Consider the following 18,741-nt stretch of genomic DNA (forward strand, 5'->3'; position numbering starts at 1 on the left):
GGTTACGCCTCCTTACGGGTGAGGTAGATATTGGATCGTTCGTCGAGCGTGGCGTTCCACTCCGGTGGCACCACGATGGTGGTTGTGGGCTGGTCGATGACAGCAGGGCCAACGATCTTGTCCCGGGGGGCAAGGGTGACTCCGCGGTATCGCTGGGTGCTGAAACTTTCGCCCCCGAACACAATGGAGTCCGTGCGGTGGACTTCAGTCCCGCGGCCCACTTCGGCTTGATCTTTTGTCAGCTCAGGCCGCGGGATTTCGACCCTGACGCCCCACGTGATGATCTCCACGCGGCTGTCCGGATCGTGCGTGCCGTTGCGGCGATCGTGCTCTTCGTGGAAGGCACGCTCAACGATGCCCGCTGCATCACTGGCGGTATCGGGCGCAGCGTCCAAGTACACACGCAAGTCCCAGGCCTGGCCCGGGTAGCGGGCGTCAACAAAATAGGTGACGCTGGGAGCGGCGCCCACACCATCGAACCTCTTGGCGAATACCTCGGCCTTGCCCGTTAGCTCCTCAACGGCCCGCGAAGCGGAGCCAGCGTCGAAGCTACGGGTGTCGTTGTGCAAGGGCGAGAGGAATTCCGTAGCAATCGGAGCGCGATGCGCGCCGTAGGCCGCGAGCACGCCCGCGGTCGCGGGAATCAGGACGGTATCAGCTTCCAGGAGCACGCCGATGGCGGCCGCCACCATGGCACCTGCACCGCCGCCCGCCACAATCAGGGCACCTCGAGGGTCAACACCCTGTTCCAAGGAAGCTTGGCGGATTGCTGTTGCCATGTGGTTGGCGGATACATCCAAAATGGCCTGTGCCGCCTGCAAGGTGTCCATGTTCAAGGGGCCAGCGATGCGGGTATCGATGGCGCGGATGGCAGCCTCACGGTTCAACGTGAATCCGCCTTCAAATCCGTCAGCGTCAAGGTAACCCAAAGCGACGCAAGCGTCCGTGACGGTGGGTTCCTCGCCACCGCGACCATACGCGGCCGGTCCGGGAGTACTACGGGCACTCTGCGGACCCACACGAAGCAGACCGCCGCCGTCGATCCATGCGATGCTGCCACCGCCGGCGCCAATGCTGGAAACAGCCACCGAGGACAAACCTGTCAGGTGGCCCACAAAGGGCTCTCCCAGCCAGGCTTCCCTGGTGTGGCGAACGACGCCCTGTTCAACCAAGGACACGTCGAACGTGGTGCCACCCATATCGCAGACCACCACAGTGTCGCGCTCGGGAGCAGCGGCCGCACCAACCAGCGGTGCCATGGAAGGGCCGGAGTTCAGCAACAATACCGGGCGGTCCAGGACATCCACGACGTCGAGCACGGCGCCTTCGGAGGTCACTACCAAGAGGTCACCGCCAAACCCATACTCCTGGAGGTCGGAACGCAATTTTCCAAGGTGGTCCGCCATCAGCGGCTTCAGGGAGGCATCAATCGACGCTGCCGAGGAACGGCGGTATTCGCGAATTGTTGGGTTGGCCTCATTGGACAAGGTGTACGGCACATCGGGAAGGATCTCTTGGATGAGTTCCGCAACGCGCTTCTCGTGGGAGTCGTTGATGATCGACCACAGGAAAGAAACGGCCACTGCCTCGATTCCCTGTTCTTTGAAGGAGCCGAGCACTTCGCGCACCTTCGCTTCATCCAGCGGCACCAGGACATCACCCTCGGCGGAAATCCGCTCCGTGATTTCGAAGGTCAAGTGACGCGGGATGTACGGCGGAGGGTAGGCAGCTTTGGAGTCAAAAGCATCCCGGCGTCCGCCTTCGCGAAGCAGGAGGGTGTCGGCGAATCCGTCAGTGGTCAAGAGAGCAGTCTTGGCCACCTTGCCGGTGAGAACTGCGTTGGTAGCGTGCGTTGTGCCGTAAACAATCACGTCTGCATTGCGCAGGACGTCATCACCGCTCCAGCCAACCGACTCGGCAGCCCTGCGGACTGAGGCTTCAAAGCCAGTGAAAACGCGGTCATAGGTGGTTAGGGCCTTGCCGACCGCCATGTCGCCTGTGTTCGAGCCGACCACCACGTCCGTAAACGTGCCACCGGTATCGACGGCGATGCGGTACCTCGCTTCACCTGGTTGTGTCTGTACTTCACTCATGGTCATCTAACTTTCTTAGAGTTGGAGGGGTTAAAGCTGGGGCTTGCCGACGCGGTTACGAAGCAGGCCCACCTTGTCGATCTCGATTTCCACCGTGTCGCCCGGTTCAAGCCAGACTGGAGGATTCCGCTTGGCACCAATGCCTTGTGGTGTGCCTGTGGCGATCACGTCTCCCGGTTCGAGAGTGAGGAAACTCGAAAGGTAGGAGACGATGCGGGCTATGGAGAAGATCTGATGCTCGGTATTCGAGCGCTGCACTTCGATGCCATTGACCCGTGTCGCGATGTCCAGCTTTTGCGGGTCTCCCACTTCATCCAGCGTGACAATGGCGGGACCCCACGGGGTTGAACCGTCCACGGCCTTACCAGCCAGCCACTGAGTCCCGCGGTACTGGAGATCGCGTGCCGTGACATCGTTGAGAGGCGCAAGGGCTGCGACATAATCCAGGGCTTCGTCCTCGGAGACCTCAGCCGCCCGCCGTCCTATGATGACGGCGACTTCTCCTTCGAAATCGAGGTTGTTGCTGACGTGAGCGCCGCCGATTTCGTCCTCGGGGCCAATCATGGTGGAGGCGAATTTGGCGAAGACGTCCGGATACTCGGGGAAAGCACGCCCGGTTTCGGCAACGTGGTCTTTGTAATTGAGTCCAATGCACAGAACCTTGGCCGGATCGGTGATGGGTGTGGTCAACCGGACCTCGTTCAATGCGCCGACCCGGGCCACCGGGTCCTCGGAGGCAAGTGCTGTAATGCCGGAGGAAATGGCAGGGATCCGGTCACCGTAGAGTGACAGGAACTCACGGACGGAAGTCGTGGCTCCGTGGATGGCTTCTGTGGAGCCTTGAAGGAGCAGCTCCAGGTCATAGACGGCATCGTCGAAGAGGACTCCCCCGCGGACGCCCGATTCGTGGTGGTAGGAAACGATCTTCATGGTTACTTCGTGCCTTCCGTTGCCGGGTTCTGGTTTGCCACGGCCAGCACGGCGTCGGCAAGGCGGTCAGCGATGTCCCCCGCAACCTTTTCGTCCATGGGTGTCGACAAGGACAGCAGGTTTGCTGGCGAACCGAGCAAGCCGCGCTCATAAGATGCCCACCACAGCTCGTGTTGAGTCTGCTCGTCAACTTTTTCCGCGCCAGTCGGAACCGCGCGCAGCAGCGAGCCGCGGCCGCGCACTTCCCAGCCGGCGTCGGCGATCTTCGCGTTCACTGTGTCCCGGGTCGTGTCGCCCAGGTGATTCAGCCTTTTTACTTCCTCTTGCGTGAAGAGGCGCAAGGCGACCGACCCCGCGGCCATGCTGACCGGGTTGCCGGAGAATGTTCCGCCATGGGGCAAGCTACCGGGACGGGTCGGATCCACCTCGGCCATCAGTTCAGCCCTGCCGGCAACAGCGCCAACAGGGAAGCCCCCGCCGATCAATTTGCCCGTGGTGAGCAAGTCAGGGGAAACACCATATTCACCGCTGAAGCCGTTGAATCCCAGGCGCAGGCTGATGACCTCGTCGATGATCAGGACGATCCCGTACCGAGTCGCGAGGTCCCTGGCGGTGTGCACGAACTCCTCGGAGATCCGGAGGAGGCCGGCTCTGTTGGGCAACAGGTCCAGAATGATGGCTGCGTAGGAGTCCGGTGCTGCTTCAACTTCCTGGCGCAGGACATCGACGTCGTTAAGGGGCACCGCGGTGACATCGTTGATCACGCCACGGGTTACTCCACGCTGGTAGGCAGGGCCACCCGGGACCAATGCCACGTCGGATGTTCCGTGGTAGCCGCCCTTGGTGACGATGACTCTCTCGCGTCCGGTGCTCGCCCGGGCGATGCGGATTGCGGACATCACGGCCTCGGTGCCGGAGTTGGCGAACCGTACTTGGTCGAGCTCAGGCAGGCGGGAAAGCAGGAGGTCTGCCAGTTCCCACTCGTAGAGGTTGGGGATTCCCCAGCTGGCGCCGGCGGTGAGCGCTTTGGTCGCTGCCTCCGTGATTTCGGGGTGCGCGTTCCCGTGAATCAAGGAGGTGAAGTTGTTGTTCGCGTCGATCAGTTCATGACCACGGTCATCCCAGACCCGGTAGCCCTCGCCCCGGATGGCGTACGGGCTCGGTGCTCCCGTGTAATAGGTCGAGCGGCCGTAACCGCCAGGCAACAGGGGGAATCCGCGAGGCCCCCTGCGCAGATGTGGATCCTCCAAAGGCTGGCTTTGTGTGATGGTTTTCTGGTGTTCTGTTCCCACTTGGTTCTCTCCAGTCTTTTCAGTTCACGAGGTCGATGAGCGGCTGCCCGGTCAGGGCCAAGCGGACACGTTCAACGGCGCCCTCCTGAAGTGCACCTGTGGAGCGGTTGGAACGCCAGGCAATATGGGGCGTCAGGATGGTGTTGGGTGCTGTGCGGAGCGGGTGCTCAGCCCCAAGCGGCTCTTCGGCAAAGGTGTCGATGCCAGCACCTGCAATGTGGCCGGTGGTGAGTGCCTCGGCAAGGGCTGATTCCTCAATGAGACCGCCGCGGGATACGTTGACCACTACTGCGCCCTTGCGCATGCGCGCCAGAACGTCCTTGGAGATCAGGTTTGCGGTATCCGCGGACAGCGGCAGGTGGAGCGAGACGACGTCGGAATTTTCCAGGATGTCGTCCAGGGAGGTCAGCTCCACAAAGCTCTCTGTCACGAACGGGTCGTAGGCCCGGACCCGTGCCCCGACGGCTTGATACATGCGGGCAACGTGTTGACCAATACGGCCCATCCCCAGGACCCCGACCTCGAGTTCGGACAGAACCGGGGTGTCGTAGCCGATGGTCCCGGCCCAACCGAGGTTCTGGATCGATGTGTCACCTGCTGGCAGACGGCGGGCCAATGCCAACCCCATCGCGAACGCGTGCGAGGCCACTTCCTCCGAAGCGGTGCCCGGGACAATGGACACGGGAATGTCCGCTGCAGTGGCTGCGTCAACATCGATGTTGTCGTAGCCAATGCCATACCTGATGACAGCCTTGCATTTGGACATCACCGGGAAGTCCGCGGCTGTGAGTTTCGCGTAGGGGGTGATCATGACGATGTCGGCTTCGGGAAGGCCTTGACGGAAGGCTTCGACGTCGGCCGCCGGGTTGAGTGTGTAACCGAACTCCTTTGCGAGTGCGTGCTCGCGGTCAAGGTTCGGAAAGTGATGGGGGGCCACAAGAATGGTTCCCTGGGCATCGCGGGTCATAGTCGTCGTCCTGTTCGTTGAGTACCCTTTTCATCTGCCGAGCACCCGTTGGAAGGGTGCCGGTGTCCGGGTGATTTCAAGTACAACGCGATATGTGCAGGTTCATCCGTGCCAAATCGAGACACCGGGGTGGGACACTGTCCCATCGGCTACCGTGGGGTGGGCAGGACCAAAAAGCAGCCGGCCACTGGCGGCGGCCGGCTGCTTCCCTACACGGTTTCGGGGTTAGAGGTCGAAGCCTCTACTGCGGAAGTAGTCCATCCGGCGGTAGAGGGTGGAACGGCCAATCTGTAACGTCACTGCCGCGAGGCTCCTGTTACCCGATGCCTCCTGTAGTGCAGTTCGCAGCTCGCTGAGTTCGGCGTCCTCCAGACGGGACAGCCGCCCCTTGGTCAGAACCCGATGGAACCCCTGCGGGAGGTCGTCTACGGTTACTTCTGCTCCACTGGCGCGTTCAACGGCGTTGGACACTACCGCGCGTAGCTGGTCAATGTTTCGAGGCCAGTCAGCATGCGTCAGCGTTGTTAGAAGCCGGCGGGACAACCTTCGGTCCCCCATCTCTTCTGCAATCGCTACCGCAAGCTGCGGAATGTCTTCCCGCCTGTTGCGCAGCGGCTCTACCGAAATTTCCAAGACGTTGAACGCCTCCGAGAGTATCAAGGTGGCATCTGTCGGGTGAGTGATGGTGAACGCAAGCTTGGTAGTGACGTTGCCCCGAAGATTCCGGGCGAGCTCTGCTGCCTCATTCAGTGAAAGTTCGTCGGCATGTTCAACGATCAACGTTGATGGCAGCTCAGTGGATACTCGATGGATCACGTCCCGGAGTTGGTTATTCCGGAGCGAGCCTCCCCTGGCGTCCACCACCACGTGCTGCCCACGAGTGTCGGCAATTCCGCCGGCCAGCCGACGTTTGCCGCTACCCAACTCACCAATGATGACAACGGAACGCTCCTGCTCAACAGCTTTGCGGGCAAGGCTCAAGGTGCGCTTGAACCCCATGCTCGTCCCGTCAACATGCTTCAAGAGTCTGTCTGCGGCATCCGGCAGGGCAGCTTGCGGCTTTACCTCATTGGTATCGGTTGGCGTCGGACGCTCCTTGGTAGGTGAGTGTGGGCGGACCACCACGACTGCCCCGATATTGGCTGCAGATAAGGTCACGGGCGAAACTTCCAGGGTGGAGATCCCGGGTCCCTGAAGCGAGACCTCGCAGTTGAGTTCGCGCCCGGAGGACATGACCGCTTTCGCATACCCGGAGATGACGGAGACGTCGCCGTCCTCCAACGTGGCCGTTGCTGTGGCGTTGAGGAGGGAGTTCTTGCCGTCAAGGGCAACTACTGCCCGGTTGCCGCGGCGTCGGGAGATCCTCAGGTATTCGCTGAGTAGAGCCCGTTCCCTGGATGAGGTCCGCACCTCAATGTCACGCTCGATCCGGGAGGCAACGCCTTCCAGCATCAGCAAAGTGGACGATGGCTCCAAAGAGGTGACCCGGTTGCCGGGCAAAGTCAGTCCGATGACGGCCCGAACTCTATTGTGGAAAGGGTCGCGGACGAGGGAAGCAAAACACCAGTTTCCGCGCATGTCCTCACGGAAGTGCTCCTCCGGTGCGAGCCACACCCCCCGTCCTTCTTCAAGGGCGAGACCTTCACCGTTGCTTCCGCAGCTCTCCTCAAGGAGCGAGTATCCGGCGGGGAAGCCGTCATCCCGCAGGTAGTCCGCTTTGACCAGGACGCCATTGGGCGCTGTCAGGTTGACGTACCCGCCAAGGTCTGCGGCGACCTCGTCCAGTTTCTGCAGGTGTGGGCCCGCTGCCTGGATGGTGTGTTCATCCACGCGACCCTCGTCAAAGAAGCCTCGGTCTGCCACAGCATCAACGCCTGCAGCCCTGCTCCTGTACCAGGAGCGCGCCACGATGGGTCGGATTCCGCTGAGGTCGGCATGGGGCTGCATGAGGAAGAGTTCGCGTAGCCGGTTGATTTGCAGCAGCGGCTCGCGCGGCACCCAAGGGGAAAGTACTTCGGCAGAGGACATGTCAGTTGGTTCTTTCTGCTGGAGCCAGGTATTTAAGAAACGACGGCGGTACCACCGCGGCGGCGGGAGCCAAGCCACGTCCGTACCCGGCCTTGACCCTTGGGGCGGAAGGCTTGCTGCGCTTGCCAGTTGTCGTTGTGAGCCGCATCGTCTTCCAGCGCGCGGGCGCTGATGTAGGCGGCGACCATGCCAGAAAGCCCACTGCCAAAGGTCATGTTGCTTCCTTTGGCCCCCCGGTTCGAATCTTCGACCAACATGATCCGTTCCTCTCTGTTAAGGCGCTGATAGCGGCGAAACCAGCCGTGCTGGTCTTGCCTCTTTCAGGGTAGCTAACTAATGGTCGTTAGCCAAGAGTTTGCGTAAAGTTGGACCATGCTTAATGTGCCACGGCGAGGGACCGCTTCCGAAGGGTCAACCCCCACGACTGTTAGGGTCAAAGCATGAGCAGTTCCTCCTACAAGGCCGCCCGCGATACCTTCGCCCACCGCTTGGAAGAATGGGATTGGGCCGGCCAAGGGGCTTCAAGACGCCACATACTCGAGGCCTTTCTGCAACTAGCTATCGCCAACGGGTTCAGTTCAGTCTCCATGCGGACCATCGCCAACGCCGTCAACATCAAACCGCCGAGCCTCTACTCGCATTTCCCCAACGGCAGGGACGAAATCGTCGCGGAATCACTGCGCTGGCACTTTCACCGTTTCGGCTCGGCACTTCTCGAGGCCGTTGATCACGCTGAATCAGCAGATGACTTCTGGGACGCCATGGTGAGGCTGCATTTCACCAGACAGGTCAGGCTTCCCGAAAGCAATCTGTGGGACCTGCTCGTGGCAACCGACAGGATGGCCTCGATCCTTCCCGCAGACCTGCGGACCCAAGTGGATGACTGGGTTGCACTCCACGAAAACATGTACGCAGCTGCCGCCCGGGACATGGGCCATTCCAAACCAGAGGAACGAGTCGGGATGGTGGTGACCCTTCTGGAGGGTGCTACGCGATGGGCTCCTGGCAACTATAACGACGCGGAACTCGGCATCATGGCCGACAAAGCCGTGCAAGTGTCCCGCATCATTCTTGGGGCCGAACTGCCGGGCGAACCGTAGCGCCCTCCTCCCCCCGGGCAGGAGCATGGATTCGCGTGATCTGAAAGGCACGGAACGCAGGTTCCGCGCCTTTCAGATTTAGCTTCACCTCGGGGCTACGGCGGCTGCCTGGTGCCTACAACCAGTGCCCGACACCCGGGTCTCCCAGGTTCGACTACTGCTGGCTGATTCTGATGACGCACTGAAGGATCTCTTCAATGACGCCCTCATCCATAGCTGTCGACAGCGCAATCAGTCCAGACGTACCCAGAAGCACCCCTTCCCGGTAAGCCTTCCACCACGTAGTAGTCATGTCTGCTGGAAAGATCCTTATGAGCGATCCGAATCCGTTGCACTGAATCCCCGCCTGCAGGAATGCCTCGCGGAGCGCGTCGCCTTTCGCGTTGAGCTTGGTAATGTCATGCTGCTGGAAGTAGTCCAGGGCAACTAATCCGGCATTCATGGTTACAGGATTGGCGCTGAAGGTGCCACCCCATGCAATGGTGCCGGGCAATGCTGGATTGGTAACGTCCATGACGGCGGCTTTCCCGCCAACCGCTCCGACGGGAAACCCGCCTCCGATGACTTTGCCAAGGGTTGTAAGGTCAGGTTCGACCCCGTAAACACCCTGCAAACCTCCAAAGCTTGACCTGAAGGTGATGACCTCATCAATAATGAGCAAGGCATCGTGCAGTTTGGTTTCTTCGCGGACTAATGACACGAATGAATCGTTGGCAGGTTGGAGTCCGGCACGGTTCGGCATCAAGTCAATGAGAACTGCTGCCACATCCCGACCCCGTTCCCGCATAAATGCCTTGAACTGCCATGCGTCTCCGATAGGCATAGTGATTACTGAATCAGCCACGCTCCGTGGTATTCCCGGCATGTTCAAGTCGACAACCGCGTCCGAGGTTCCGTGATAACTTCCGACGAAACGCACAATCACATCTCTGTTCGTATGGGCCCTGGCGATCCGCATTGCGTGCATCACCGCCTCTGTCCCTGAATTGACAAAACGCCACTGCTCGGCTGCCGGCAGTCTCTTACTGAGCTCTTCCGCGAGCCGGATTTCGGACTCGGTCGGCAATCCGAAGGACGTGCCGTGTTCAACTATCTCGTGGACCTTATCGAGCACAGGCCGAAACTTATGGCCGTGGATCAGAGATGTGTAGTTGTTGTTGCAATCGATGACCTTGTGCCCGTCTACGTCGGTTATGCGTGCGCCGTCACCATATGCTGCGTACGGCGCACTAGGCGGGACGAAGAGCGTCGATCGAGTATTCCCGCCGGGAAGAAACTGCAGCGCCTCCCGGAAAAGGCCGGAATTCGTTGACATCTGCACGCCTGCCATTTAGCTGGGCTCCTTTATGGAGACCGTTGGATGAATCCTGGTGCCTCGTGTTTCCCGCGTGGCAAGGGCGGTGATCGCAACGATGAGGCACCCTAGGCCCACGTAGATCTGGATGGACAGAGTTGAGTGGAAGGTGCTGAGCAGCCAGAGGGAGATCGTCGGTGCGAGACTGCCCCCAACGATACCGGAGAGCTGGTATCCAATGGACGCCCCACTGTATCGGTGTTCGGTGTCGAAGAGTTCACAAATCCATGCCGCCTGCACACCGTACATGGCTGAATGGAAGAACAGGCCGAGAACGACCCCTAGGATGATGAATACGCTGCTCTTTGTATCCAGCATGGGGAAGAACGCGAAAATCCAGGCCAAGCAGCCAACTGCGCCGAACACCGTGACCCGTCGACGACCATATTTATCGCTGAGCGCAGCGAAAAACGGATAGGTGAAGATTTGCATGGCTGCAGCAATCAGACTGGCGATCAGACCGATTTCCCGCGGCAGGCCCAGTGTCTGGGCGACGTACGTGAGTGTGAAGGTCACACAGGTGTAGTAGACGATGTCCGCACCGGCTCGAATTCCGACGATCTTGAAGACTTCTCCGGACTGCTTGCGGAATACCTCCACGATGGGTGGGCTCTTTGGCTCTTCGGTACGGGTTTCCTCCAGCGCCAGGAAAGCAGGACTTTCAGTGACCTGCCGGCGGATGTAAATACCGATGAAGACGACCACGATGGAGAGGAGGAACGGCACGCGCCAACCCCAGGCAATGAAGTCCTCATTGCTTTGAATCGACGACATCAGGAACAGAACACCGGTGCTCAAAAGGGTGCCGATGGGCACCCCAACCTGGACAAAACTCGTGAGGAAGCCCCGTCGTGCGTCTGGTGCACGTTCCGCGATCATGAGCGCACCGCCAGCCCATTCGCCGCCCAGGGCCAGGCCTTGGAGCATGCGTGTCACGATGAGAAGGATTGGCGCAAGAAGGCCCACTGCGTCGTAGCTGGGCAGGAGGCCGATAGCAACGGTCGAACCTCCCATGAGGGAGATGGTCACGAGCAGGATGTTCTTGCGGCCGATCCTGTCGCCGAAGTGCCCTGCTATGACCCCGCCCAGTGGGCGGGCTAGGAATCCCATGGCAAAAGTGAGAAAGGCCAAAAGGGTTCCTGTAACAGGGTCAAATGACGGAAAGAACACCTTGTTGAAAACCAATGCTGCTGCGGAACCGTAGAGAAAGAAGTCGTACCACTCCAGTGTGGTGCCAACGAGGCTTCCGATAATGGCTTTCTTGAGGGTTTGCTGCTGCTCCTTGGGGGATAACATGAGATCACTCACTGCATGTCCTATCAGAATGGGTGGGTTGGTGGCAGCTGAAGTTGCAGCCTCAGCTGCCACCTGATTGGGGGGTTAGATCTGGACGAGATCTGCCAAGGCGTCGTCCAGTTCAGCGGGCGCCTCTGAGGAAAGATAGCCATTCTCGATATCTCGGGCTATGGCTTCTTGCGTGCGTTTGGCCGGGTCTCCGTATCCTGCCCCTCCAGGAGTTCGAAGACACACGATGTCTCCTTTCTTGAGTCCGACGTTCTCTCCCTTGCTGACCATGGGGAGAACGACTTTCTTTCCGTCCAGCTGGAACCACGGCGATGAAGGCAGCCCGTTGTTTCCACCGGCACGTCCAACTGGCGGAGTTTTGGACTGGTCCCCCAACAGACTGGCCTGGGCCTGCTCACTCGTAAGTTCGAACTCGAAATGAACGCCGAAACCTCCGCGAGTTTCTCCCAAGCCGGCCGATCCGTCACGCAGCCCGTAGCGGTTGAACCGCACAGGATAGCGCTGCTCCAGGGTCTCTATGGACTGCACCCGGCCTATGCTCATCAGCGAGCAACCATTGGATAGTCCATCTCCTTGAAGGTGTCCGCCGTAACCCCCGCCAAGGAAGACGTACATGACATATTGGCTTCCGTCTTCGTCGGTGCCTCCCATCGAGAGGTTGTTTACTGTCGCGGACGAACCTGCGGGCACCATTTCCGGGACGGCGCTGGCCAATGCGCCCATAACGGCTGTGATGATGCGCTGGCTGGTTTCAGCCGCGCACCCGGCGACAGGGCGTGGCGGCTGAGCGTTGAGGAACACTGTCTCAGGCAGGTTGAAATTCAACGGCGCCATGATGCCGGAGTTAATGGGGATATCCGGGAAGACATGCTTGATGGCAACCAAGGTGCTGGAAATGGTTGCAGCCTTCACGGAGTTCATCGGCCCGGTGCACGGCGCAGAGGAGTGACTGAAATCAATGTCCATCTCGTCGCCGCGGATTGTGAGTCGAGCATCTACCCTCAACGGTTCGTCGGTGATTCCATCGTTGTCCATGATTTCGACGAAGGAGTAGAGGCCATCGGGAATGTCCGAGATATACGACCGCATCTGCGTTTCGCTTCGATCGCGAAGTTGTGCAATGACAGCGTTGACGGTGTCTACGCCGTATTCATCAAGTAGCTCAGTCAGTCGATTGTCACCTACACGAAGCGCTGTGGCCTGCGCGTCGATGTCACCCATGACGTCCTCCGGGATGCGCGAATTGTGCTGTACCAACCGCACAATGTCAGTTTGGAGCACGTCCTCCTTGAACAGCTTCACTGCGGGGATACGCAGTCCTTCCTGGTAGCAGTCGCTTGCAGATGCACCGAAGCCACCCGGCACCCGACCCCCAAGATCGGGCCAGTGTCCTGTGTTCGCTAGGAATGCGAACAATTCCCCTTTGTAGTAGAAGGGGCGAACGAGTTTGGTGTCCATGATGTGCGTTCCGCCAGCAAACGGATCGTTGATGAGATATGTATCCCCAGGTGCCAGCTGCTCAATCTGCTCGATGACCGAGGCCACCGTGTACTGCATGGTTCCCACAAAGATCGGAAGACCTCGGAGGCCTTGCACGATCATGCTTCCGTCAGTTGCCGAGTAGATTCCATCGGCGCGATCCCAAGCGTCCGAGATGACAGGAGAGAACGCCATCCGTTCGAAGACCGTATCCATTTCATCCGCAATCTGTTCCAGCCTGCCACGGATGACGGCAAGGGTCAGAGGGTCAATTTCGTGAGTCATGCTGCTACCTCAACTACGAGACTTCCGTTGGTTTGGACAATCGCGACGCTACGGGGAGGCAGGATTGTCGTAGTGTCCGTTTGATTAATCACGGCAGGTCCTTCGATGGCCTGGCCAGCGACGAATGATTCGCGCCTTAACACCGGCACTTCATGTTCGCCGTCGTCGAATATCACCGTCCTGGAGCTTTCGACGCCTAGGACCGGCCGCGGCGCTTCGAAGTCGACGTCATTCCGCAGTCCTGTAACTACCGTCCGCAGGGAAACCAGGTTTATTGCGCCACTTCGTTGCCGGCTCCCGAAGGTCTCCGCGTACTTTGCACGGAACGCCTCAGTCAGGGCTTCCGGCGACCACCCGTCTTCCTGGGCGCCAAGCGGGACGTCGATCGTGTACATCTGCTTGGCGTAACTCAACACTGCAATGTGGTGAACTTCGATGTCACTGTTCTCGAAGCCCTCGGAGTGAAGTTTGCCTTCTCCTTCCTGTCGGTGCCCGACAAGAACGGTCCGCAGGTAGTCGGGGGAACAGTTGTCGACGTCCGAGGTGATGGCCGTCATGAAGTCGTACTTGATATCCCCCATCAGGCACCCGAACGCGCTGAGCGCTCCTGGGTGGGGAGGAATGATGACTTTGGTGGCCCCGATGGACCGGGCGAGTTCGGCTATGTGCAACGGCCCCGCTCCCCCGAATCCGACGAGCGAAAATCTTCTCGGATCATGCCCCTTGTCAACGCTAACCATACGTATGGCGTTAGCCATCATTTCGTTGGCAATGCGGACAATGGCCAACGCGGCGTCGGGAACGCTGAGACCGAGCGGAATGGCAATGTCGTTTTCAATGGCAATCCATGCCGCCTCGTAATCGAGCTGGAACCCATCCTGGGTTCCTAGCGTCTGACTCGCAGCGATTCGGCCCAGAACCATGTTCGCATCGCTGATGGTCGGCCGAGTCCCACCACGGCCGTAACACGCGGGGCCCGGGAACGACCCTGCGCTCTCCGGACCGACCTGAAGAATTCCCGCCCTATCGATACTGGCAATCGATCCGCCGCCGGCACCGATCGTTTTGATGTCGATCATCGGCAGCTTCAGGGGCAGTCCATACTCAATCTCGCTCTCACTGGTTACAGACGGAAGAGCCCCGGGAATGAGTGCGACGTCGAAGCTTGTGCCACCCATATCGCAGGAAATCACATCAGGGAGGCCAGCGGCCTTTCCAAAGTGTGCCGCGGCAACGGTGCCGGCCGCAGGACCGGAAAGCAGCGTACGGACGGCGTATTTGCCAGCCTGATTGGCTGGGATGACGCCTCCGTTGGACTGCATAACCAAGACGTCGTGATTGAACCCTTCTGCCCGCATACGGTCCTGGACAGTCCCTAGGTAGAGGGACATCTGTTTGGTTACGAACGCATTGATTGCGGTGGTACTCGCCCTCTCATACTCACCTAGCTGTGGCGAAATTTCGAAGGAGACGGATACAGCCATTTCCGGCATTTCCTGCCGTAGGAAATCCGCAACTTTCAGCTCGTGGACGCTGTTCGCGTAGCTGTTGATCAGGCATACCGCCACGGACTCGATCCCGTCCTCGCGAAGGACGTTCACCAGCTCCCGGAGCGCGGCCTCTGACAGCGGGGTGATAACTTCACCGTCGGATCCAATACGTTCGTCGAGTTCGTAGGACCGTGATCGGGGCACCAGCGGCGTGTATTGGCCGGTGAGGCCGTAGGTTGTCGGCCGGTCCCGGCGTCGCAACTCCAAAACGTCCCTAAAACCTCGTGTGGTGACGAGAGCTGTACGCGCTCCTTTACGTTCGAGCACAGCATTGGTGGCCACTGTTGTCCCATGGAGCAGGGCGTCCAACTCTGAGAGCGGCACACCAAATTGGTTCAGGCCGTTGAGAAGCCCGTCTGCCTGCATGGAAGGTGTGGAAAAGACCTTAGCAAGGCGCAGCTTGCGCTTGTCTTCTTCGTATAGCAGCACGTCGGTGAACGTGCCGCCGACATCTATTCCGGCGACGAAAGTCATCGGGTTCCTTTCAATTATTGGGAGGCTGGGGTTAGACTCCTTGGCCGCGCTTCCCGTGAATCAGGGACATGGAATGCGCGGTGGACAGTAGCGGTTCAGTCCACGAATCGATATCGAATCGGCTAGACGGACCTGCGATGCTCAACGCCGCAACAAGTTCCCCAGAAGCGTTCCGGACACCTGTCGCGACACCATTGATGCCATCGGCGTATTCGCCAACGTTTGAGGCGTAGTTACGGCTCCTGATCTCTTCGAATTGCCCGATCAAGGCGGCCGTTGTGCGCAGTTGCCCGGACGAAACGCCTTGAGGGAGCTCCTTGTCGGGGTAGAGCGAGTTGACCTCGTCCAGTGGCATGTGTGCCAGGAAGTACTTCCCTGATGCGCAAGCGAAGAGCGGCATTCGGGTTCCAATGCGAATCTCGGCCCTGAGGATCTGTCGACTTTCAAATCTTTGAACCATGACCGCATGGCGACCATGCAGAAGGGCCAGCGAAACCGATTCACCCGAAGTGTCGGCCAGCTCCCGCATCGGGCGGGCAATCGCTCCCCCGAATCGAACGTTCTCGGGAACCGCTGAACCAACTTCGAAGGCAGTAATGCCCAGCCCGTAGTTGCCAGAGGACAGCTTTTGTACGAAACCTTGCTCCACCAAAGTGGAAAGGAGAACGTGTGCGCTGCTTTTTCCGATCTTGCAAGCTTCCGCAACGTCGCTGAGCCGGAAGCCTCCTGGGCGTGTTGATAGCAGGCGAAGGATCCTCAACGCCGTGCTGACAGTGCTTGAAATCCTGGGTGCGGAGTTCATAATATGCGAACACCTTTCGTAAGTTCTGAAAGAGGATAGGGATGGATGTGATGTGCGTCAACTGTTCTGGCGTAACAACTACAGGACATGCCACCCGCGACCATCCCGCCTCACCACCTGGCTGACAGGATGCTCGACCGGTCTGAGCCCAAGAGGATTCTTTAGCGGACCGTAGCACTAGCCCGCCAACGTTGTTCGGGGCTGCTGCACGGCTAGGTGACATCTGCTTTGACTAGTCGATCGGGCTGGGCTGGAAGGATGTTGACCATGCCCACGGCTTATGTGGCGGAGTTCCGCCAGGATGTTATTGATGTCGCCCGCAAGGGCGAAGCGCCTCTGGCGCAGATTGCAAAGGATTTCGGGCTGTCAGTCACGACGCTCAAGGGTTGGATTGCCATTGCCGAACGTAAAGAATCCGGAGCCGGACCTGCCGGCGGTGATTCGGCCGAGATGCGGGAGCTGAAGAAACGCAACCGTCTGTTGGAGCAGGAGAATGAGATTCTGCGCCGGGCGGCTGCCTATTTGGCCAGGAACATCAACCCAAAATGACTCTTCTATGGGTTGTGTCAAGCCATGATGGTTTGGAGTTGGCGGAAGATGGAGCGGCAGACGTAGCGTTTGAGGTTCCGGCGGATCTCGCGGTTTGTTTTGCCCGTTGCCCGGCTGCGGGCGAAGTAGTTCTTGGTTTCGGTGTCGAAGCTCATGCGGGTGCGGACGATGACGTCGAAGGCCCGGTTGAGCTGGCGGTCGCCCGAGCGGTTGAGCCGGTGTCTGGTGGTGTTGCCGGAGGAGGCCGGTCGTGGCGCAACACCTCCGAGGGCGGCGAAGGCTGCTTCTGAACGGATGCGGCCGTGGTGGGAGTAGGCGCAGATGATGATCGCTCCTGCTACGGGCCCGACTCCGGGGGTGGTTTGCAGTCAAGGGGCCAGGTCTTCGGTGAGTTGGGCCAAGGCTTTGTGATTTTCGGCGAGTTGGATCGTGATGTCGTTGATGGCCAGTGCCAGGCGTTTGCCTTCGGCGCGGGCGACTCGAAGCATGAGGTCCACGACGTTTGAGCTGCGCCAGGCCGCGATGGCGGTGATCTGCGCGTCCCGCAGGGATGACCGGGCGTCGACCCCGAGATCTGCGCCGCGGAGCAGGGCGGTGAGGGCGTTGCGGTTCGCGGTGTGTTGGTGATCGAGCAGGGACCGGGAAGCGAACAGAATCCTGATCGCGGCCCTAGTGCCTGCAGCACGCGGTTCTGTCACCTGATCGCGGGGTCGCCCCAGAACTGAACGGGCTGCAGCTTCGGCATCGATCGGATCCGATTTGCCGGTCAGTGCCCGTGATGACCGGGTAGGAGGCCTGACCTTGCCACCCTCGATGTCAGCGGCAAGCAGGGCCTACGTGAGCCGGGCACCGTAGGAGGACGTGCCCTCAACAGCAGCGAAGACCCTCTCCCCGCCTGCACGCCGCCGGATCCAGTTGACCGCACGGTCCATTCCCTTGGACGTGGTCGGGAACGCGGCGGTGTCGACCACTGCCCCGGTGGGGGCATGAACAACGGTGAAAGTGTGGGTGCGGACATGGGTGTCGACCTCGACGACGAACTCGAACTCCTCAGCGATGATCGTCATAGTGCTTTCTCCTTAAATTTGAACCGGAGAGGTGACAGGAGCCCGCCTGGGTCGCTTGGAGACGCATCTGTAACGAGTCACACCCAAGTGGTGGACAGTCTTCTGATCAGGTCATCCGCGCGGGCAGGCCTGTGCCCGGAGAATGGTGCGGACGAGTCATTTTCAAGACACCGCTGAGCGGGTCGGATATACCCTGAGTCACACGCCGTCCTCCGGGACCAGCCTGCCAGCCAACCTCGGGCCGGCTACTGACCATTACAGATCTACCCGCTGGTCACGGACCTTGCCGTCAACGGTGTTCCAGTGGCGGTGACCTGCAGGGTGTTGAAGTTCAGCAAGCAAGGCTATTACCGGTGGAAAGCGAACCCGGTGACGGAACGGGACTGGGTAGATGCGCACCTGGTCAACGCCGCCTTGGAGATCCATGCCGACGACCCGGCATTCGGGTACCGTTTTATCGCCGATGAACTTCCAGAGAAGGGCATCTTGGCGGGTGAGAAAGGGGTCCAGCGCTTGTGCAGGGCCCACGGAATCTGGTCGGTGTTTTCGAAGAAGCGGGGCCTGAACCGCAGGCCCGGGCCGCCGGTTCATGACGATCTGGTGGAGCGGGACTTTACCGCCGCGGCACCGAACGAGCTGTGACTGACAGACATCACCGAGCACCCCACGGCCGAGGGCAAGCTCTATCTCTGCGCGGTGAAGGACGTCTATTCCGGGAGGATCGTCGGGTATTCGATGGATTCGCGGATGAAGTCCTCGCTGGCCGTGGCCGCACTGGAGAACGCGGTGCGGGCGCGCCGCCCGGCAGGGAGAGTGGTGCACTCGGATCAAGGGTACCAGAACCTACCACCGCCGGCGCCGGCAAAGACGGCTGGGAAGCCCCGCCGATCGAATATGGAACAATCAACCGGACCGCGCTCACAGCGGCCTAAGACCCCGAGTCACCAAAAGCCGGGGCAGTCCCGAATATTCCTTCTTTGAACTCGGTTGGAAATCTGCTCGAACGCCCCCGGCGCACCCACAAGCTTCCTAGATGGCTCCTTGTGAAGCGTCTCCAGCCGGAACCGCCTTGAGGCGGGTAACGATCGGATCGGAGGCGAGGAATGGCTGGAGTCGACGGACCAGATTCGCTACCGGCTCCGCAGCAAGGTGCGCCTCTAGGAGCTCTTCGGATTCCCATTTTTCGATCAGCACGATGGCATCTTCACCCTCATGAAGGGCGAAGATGCCACATCCAGCCTCGGCGTGGATTTCTGGCACTGATTCACGGATGGCACTGAGCAGGCTTTGTTCGCTTCCCGCTTTGGCTTCAAAGGTGGCAAGTAGAACTACTGACATTATTTTCTCCTTTGGATGTCTGCTAACAGTCGTTAGTTAGCTGAGACTGTACCAGCGCATGGCGACAACCGGGGCGCCTTTCCGGATTTCGCAAAAGAGCTATGCACTCTCAACTTTTTTTGCTACAT

Annotated in this window: 13 protein-coding genes and 3 pseudogenes; 3 read left to right on the forward strand and 13 right to left on the reverse strand. The window is 59.8% G+C overall.

Annotated elements, in window-relative coordinates; translation table 11 throughout:
* Positions 1-2: 2 nt before the first annotated feature.
* From AC1DCM_RS01390 to AC1DCM_RS01415, 6 genes are all read right to left on the reverse strand, one after another.
* The gene (locus AC1DCM_RS01390) at positions 3-2,093 is read right to left on the reverse strand and encodes a hydantoinase/oxoprolinase family protein (RefSeq protein ID WP_477517009.1); all 2,091 of its coding nucleotides are present in this window, start codon (positions 2,091-2,093) and stop codon (positions 3-5) included.
* A 30-nt stretch (positions 2,094-2,123) separates the two neighbouring features.
* Positions 2,124-3,023 (reverse strand): fumarylacetoacetate hydrolase family protein, encoded by a 900-nt coding sequence (locus AC1DCM_RS01395; protein WP_477517010.1) that lies wholly within the window; start codon positions 3,021-3,023, stop codon positions 2,124-2,126.
* A 2-nt stretch (positions 3,024-3,025) separates the two neighbouring features.
* Complete coding sequence (locus AC1DCM_RS01400) at positions 3,026-4,315, reverse strand: aspartate aminotransferase family protein (RefSeq protein WP_477517011.1); 1,290 nt, start codon at positions 4,313-4,315, stop codon at positions 3,026-3,028.
* 19 nt (positions 4,316-4,334) lie between these two features.
* Complete coding sequence (locus AC1DCM_RS01405; RefSeq protein ID WP_477517012.1) at positions 4,335-5,282, reverse strand: C-terminal binding protein; 948 nt, start codon at positions 5,280-5,282, stop codon at positions 4,335-4,337.
* 225 nt (positions 5,283-5,507) lie between these two features.
* Positions 5,508-7,310: a sigma-54-dependent Fis family transcriptional regulator gene (locus AC1DCM_RS01410; protein WP_477517013.1), complete on the reverse strand. Its 1,803-nt coding sequence runs from the start codon at positions 7,308-7,310 to the stop codon at positions 5,508-5,510.
* Positions 7,311-7,342: 32 nt separating this feature from the next.
* Entirely contained in the window at positions 7,343-7,525 is a 183-nt protein-coding gene (locus AC1DCM_RS01415; RefSeq protein WP_477517014.1) for a hypothetical protein, read from the reverse strand.
* 225 nt (positions 7,526-7,750) lie between these two features.
* On the opposite strand from AC1DCM_RS01415, the gene AC1DCM_RS01420 reads away from it, so the two are divergent.
* Entirely contained in the window at positions 7,751-8,410 is a 660-nt protein-coding gene (locus AC1DCM_RS01420; protein WP_477517015.1) for a TetR/AcrR family transcriptional regulator, read from the forward strand.
* A gap of 154 nt (positions 8,411-8,564) precedes the next feature.
* On the opposite strand, the gene AC1DCM_RS01425 is transcribed toward AC1DCM_RS01420, so the two are convergent.
* From AC1DCM_RS01425 to AC1DCM_RS01445, 5 genes are all read right to left on the reverse strand, one after another.
* On the reverse strand, positions 8,565-9,740 hold the full coding sequence (locus AC1DCM_RS01425; protein ID WP_477517016.1) for an aspartate aminotransferase family protein: 1,176 nt from the start codon (positions 9,738-9,740) through the stop codon (positions 8,565-8,567).
* On the reverse strand, positions 9,741-11,072 hold the full coding sequence (locus AC1DCM_RS01430; protein ID WP_477517017.1) for an MFS transporter: 1,332 nt from the start codon (positions 11,070-11,072) through the stop codon (positions 9,741-9,743).
* Positions 11,073-11,144: 72 nt separating this feature from the next.
* Complete coding sequence (locus AC1DCM_RS01435; RefSeq protein ID WP_477517018.1) at positions 11,145-12,833, reverse strand: hydantoinase B/oxoprolinase family protein; 1,689 nt, start codon at positions 12,831-12,833, stop codon at positions 11,145-11,147.
* A complete protein-coding gene (locus AC1DCM_RS01440) occupies positions 12,830-14,857 on the reverse strand; it encodes a hydantoinase/oxoprolinase family protein (RefSeq protein WP_477517019.1) in 2,028 nt (675 codons plus the stop codon). Before AC1DCM_RS01440 ends, AC1DCM_RS01435 begins: the two co-directional genes overlap by 4 nt.
* Positions 14,858-14,888: 31 nt before the next feature.
* Positions 14,889-15,659 (reverse strand): IclR family transcriptional regulator, encoded by a 771-nt coding sequence (locus AC1DCM_RS01445; protein ID WP_477517020.1) that lies wholly within the window; start codon positions 15,657-15,659, stop codon positions 14,889-14,891.
* Positions 15,660-15,926: 267 nt separating this feature from the next.
* On the opposite strand from AC1DCM_RS01445, the pseudogene AC1DCM_RS01450 reads away from it, so the two are divergent.
* A pseudogene (locus tag AC1DCM_RS01450) lies at positions 15,927-16,205 on the forward strand (transposase); the annotation flags it as partial.
* Between the two features lie 20 nt (positions 16,206-16,225).
* Here AC1DCM_RS01450 and AC1DCM_RS01455 read toward each other — a convergent pair.
* A pseudogene (locus AC1DCM_RS01455) lies at positions 16,226-17,275 on the reverse strand (IS110 family RNA-guided transposase).
* A 252-nt stretch (positions 17,276-17,527) separates the two neighbouring features.
* On the opposite strand from AC1DCM_RS01455, the pseudogene AC1DCM_RS01460 reads away from it, so the two are divergent.
* Positions 17,528-18,207: pseudogene (locus AC1DCM_RS01460) on the forward strand (IS3 family transposase); the annotation flags it as partial.
* Positions 18,208-18,304: 97 nt separating this feature from the next.
* Here AC1DCM_RS01460 and AC1DCM_RS01465 read toward each other — a convergent pair.
* A complete protein-coding gene (locus tag AC1DCM_RS01465) occupies positions 18,305-18,613 on the reverse strand; it encodes a putative quinol monooxygenase (RefSeq protein WP_477517021.1) in 309 nt (102 codons plus the stop codon).
* Positions 18,614-18,741: the final 128 nt, after the last annotated feature.

This window comes from Paenarthrobacter sp. 10N417, assembly GCF_056394745.1.

Coding starts and splice junctions, on each gene's coding strand:
- AC1DCM_RS01390 (WP_477517009.1), bottom strand. CDS start 2,093: ATGAGTGAAGTACAGACACAACCAGGTGAAGCGAGGTACCGCATCGCC.
- AC1DCM_RS01410 (WP_477517013.1), bottom strand. CDS start 7,310: ATGTCCTCTGCCGAAGTACTTTCCCCTTGGGTGCCGCGCGAGCCGCTG.
- AC1DCM_RS01435 (WP_477517018.1), bottom strand. CDS start 12,833: ATGACTCACGAAATTGACCCTCTGACCCTTGCCGTCATCCGTGGCAGG.
- AC1DCM_RS01465 (WP_477517021.1), bottom strand. CDS start 18,613: ATGTCAGTAGTTCTACTTGCCACCTTTGAAGCCAAAGCGGGAAGCGAA.
- AC1DCM_RS01440 (WP_477517019.1), bottom strand. CDS start 14,857: ATGACTTTCGTCGCCGGAATAGATGTCGGCGGCACGTTCACCGACGTG.
- AC1DCM_RS01425 (WP_477517016.1), bottom strand. CDS start 9,740: ATGGCAGGCGTGCAGATGTCAACGAATTCCGGCCTTTTCCGGGAGGCG.
- AC1DCM_RS01445 (WP_477517020.1), bottom strand. CDS start 15,659: ATGAACTCCGCACCCAGGATTTCAAGCACTGTCAGCACGGCGTTGAGG.
- AC1DCM_RS01395 (WP_477517010.1), bottom strand. CDS start 3,023: ATGAAGATCGTTTCCTACCACCACGAATCGGGCGTCCGCGGGGGAGTC.
- AC1DCM_RS01405 (WP_477517012.1), bottom strand. CDS start 5,282: ATGACCCGCGATGCCCAGGGAACCATTCTTGTGGCCCCCCATCACTTT.
- AC1DCM_RS01415 (WP_477517014.1), bottom strand. CDS start 7,525: ATGACCTTTGGCAGTGGGCTTTCTGGCATGGTCGCCGCCTACATCAGC.
- AC1DCM_RS01420 (WP_477517015.1), top strand. CDS start 7,751: ATGAGCAGTTCCTCCTACAAGGCCGCCCGCGATACCTTCGCCCACCGC.